This is a genomic window from Aeromonas sp. HMWF014 (assembly GCF_963878295.1).
Taxonomy (GTDB): domain Bacteria; phylum Pseudomonadota; class Gammaproteobacteria; order Enterobacterales; family Aeromonadaceae; genus Aeromonas; species Aeromonas popoffii.
On record NZ_CAWNYS010000064.1, the window covers coordinates 1 to 2525 of the forward strand.

General features: G+C 61.0%; 3 protein-coding genes. All 3 read right to left on the reverse strand.

Annotation, left to right across the window (positions count from 1 at the left end; translation table 11 throughout):
* Positions 1-102: 102 nt before the first annotated feature.
* On the reverse strand, positions 103-783 hold the full coding sequence (yjjG, locus tag AAC083_RS02535; protein WP_042037384.1) for a pyrimidine 5'-nucleotidase: 681 nt from the start codon (positions 781-783) through the stop codon (positions 103-105).
* Between the two features lie 8 nt (positions 784-791).
* On the reverse strand, positions 792-2288 hold the full coding sequence (locus AAC083_RS02540; protein WP_108535396.1) for a M17 family metallopeptidase: 1497 nt from the start codon (positions 2286-2288) through the stop codon (positions 792-794).
* A partial coding sequence (locus AAC083_RS02545) for a hypothetical protein (protein ID WP_219927845.1) occupies positions 2285-2525 on the reverse strand: 241 nt, incomplete at its 5' end. The genes AAC083_RS02545 and AAC083_RS02540, both read right to left, overlap by 4 nt.

Consider the following 2525-nt stretch of genomic DNA (forward strand, 5'->3'; position numbering starts at 1 on the left):
TAAAAAAACCAATAAAAACAATGCCAGTCAGGCTTAACTGACTGGCATTAAGCGCTGGCGCTGCCTTTTGTGTTGCTGACGATCGGCTCGCCGCCTTGGGGCTTACTGCCCCAGCACTATGGTGGAGAGATGAGCGAAGTGGTGGATCTCGTGGGTCGCCTCGCACGCGGTATCGTGACGGGCCGGGTTGTACCAGCAGGTAGCCAGCCCCTGCGCCGCAGCACCGGCGATGTCGGTCTTGGGGTTGTCCCCCACCATCAACACCCGCGCAGGGCTCGGCTGCCCCATCAAGGCAAGGGCATGCTGGAAAATGGCGGCGGCAGGCTTGGTCACCTGCACCTCGTCCGAGATGACCAGGGGCTCGAACCAGTCGCTCCAGCCCAACTTACTGAGGCGACCCCGTTGCGGCAGGCTGAAGCCATTGGTGATGATCCCCATTCGCACCCGGCTCTTGAGAGCGTGCAGTGTCTCCAGCACCCCCTCCAGCGGCACACTCAGAGCAATGATCTGCTGCAAGAAGGTGTCATTCATTGCCATGGGTGCCACGTCGACCTGCTCGGCAAACAGGGCAAAACGGGTCTGCTGCAGGTGGGCCGCATCGATCTCACCCGAGTTGTACTGCTGCCACAACCTGTGATTCAGTACCTGATACTCCGCCATCGTGGGGGGTGTCGGCGTCACGCCATAGAGCTGCAGGGTCTGCTCCAGAGCCTGGGCGACCGGGAAATCGAGCAGTGTTTCGTCCAGATCGAACAACACCCAGTCATAACTTGGTACTTTCACACGATTCCTTACTGTTCTTGTTTGTCGAGTTCATGGCGGCGGCCCAGCGGGCTGGCGAGCAAGTCCAGCGTCAGCCTGACCCCGAATCCGGTCACTTCGCTGCTGACCACGCCGTTGCCCCCCTTGCTGCGAAAACCGCTCAAATCGAGGTGCAGCCAGGGGGTCTGGGCAGGCACGAAGCGGTTGAGAAAACGGGCGGCGTCGATGTGATCCGGCGATGCGCCCGGCGCACACTGTAGCAGATCGGCCCACTCGCTATCGAGGTTGTCGTCATAGTCCTCATCCAGCGGGAAGGGCCAGACTCGCTCACCGCTGCGCTGGCCCAGGCTTATCAGCTCGCCGAACCAGTGGGGCCGATTGGTGAAGGCGCCACTGTAACGGCTGCCCAGCGCCCGCTTGCAGGCCCCCGTCAGGGTGGCGTAATCGATCAGCAGATCCGGATTGTCCTGCACTGCCATGCAGAGGGTATCCGCCAGCACCATGCGCCCCTCGGCATCGGTATCCACCACCTCTATGGTGGTGCCGTTGAGTGCCGTGACTACCTCTCCCGGCCGGTACGCGAGCGGGCCTATGTGGTTCTCGGCGATGGCAAGCCAACAGTGCACTTCGTAGGGCAGGCGGGCGCGGCTGATCGCATAGAGGGCGCCCAGTGCCACGGCGCTGCCGCCCATGTCCAGATGCATGCCATACATACTGCCAGCGACCTTGAGGTTGTAGCCACCCGAGTCGTGACAGATCCCCTTGCCCACCAGGGCTATCCGACGCACCGGATTGGGCGGGCAGTAACTGAGCTTGACCATGGCGGCCTGGTTGTCTTCCGAGCCTTTCGCCACCGCGATGAAGGCGCCGGCCCCCCGCTCTGCCAGTTGAGCCTGATCGTACTCGTGCCACTGCCAGCCTTCGACCTGGGCCAGCTGGCGAGCCCACTCCCGATAGCTGCGGGCGGTGAGATCGGAGGCTGGCGATACCGCCAGATGCCGCGCCATGCCATTGCCTTCTGCCTCGGCGTAGATCCGCGCCAGATCCAGCACGCAGCGCGGTGACACCGCAATCTGCTGATAGCGCCACTCATCTTCGGCGCGATGCTTGTGGCTCGGCAGCGGCACATTGGCCGCCAACAGGCAGGCCAGTGTCAGCTCGGCAAGCTGTGCCCTCTCCCCCTCGTCAAACCCTTCCAGATGCAGCCCCATCCGCTCTATCTTGAGACCAGCCAGCGGGGCTATCCAGGATCTGGCCTGTTTGTAGAGGGCGTGATCCCGGGTGGGATGGGCTCCGATGAAAATCACCAGTTGCAGGCTGTTGTGCAGCACCAGGCTATAGGGCGCCTTCTGCCCCAGCGCGATCTGGGTTGCCACGGCGGCAAACTCCGGCCTGGCCAGCACAGGGGCGCGCAGATCTTCAGCAATCAGCAGCAGGTTGGCCGAAAGCCCATTGCCCATGGCCTGGCTCAGGGTGGCATCCTGAATATCGATCTTGGGGGGGAAATAAGTGAACTGTTGCATCATTGGGCAGGGGCCTCGTCCATGAAGAGATATCGCTGATGATACCCAACAAAGCGTGGGGACAGCCAGATTTTCACTTGAAAATCAATATCAAACGCGATTATGCGTACAAATGATGAGCGACCGGAAACTGCACGAAACATAAGGAGGGGAAAACAAGAGGAAAAACGAAATAGGAGAAACAGAAGAAAGTTGGTTGCGGGGGCCAGATTTGAACTGACGACCTTCGGGTTATGAGCC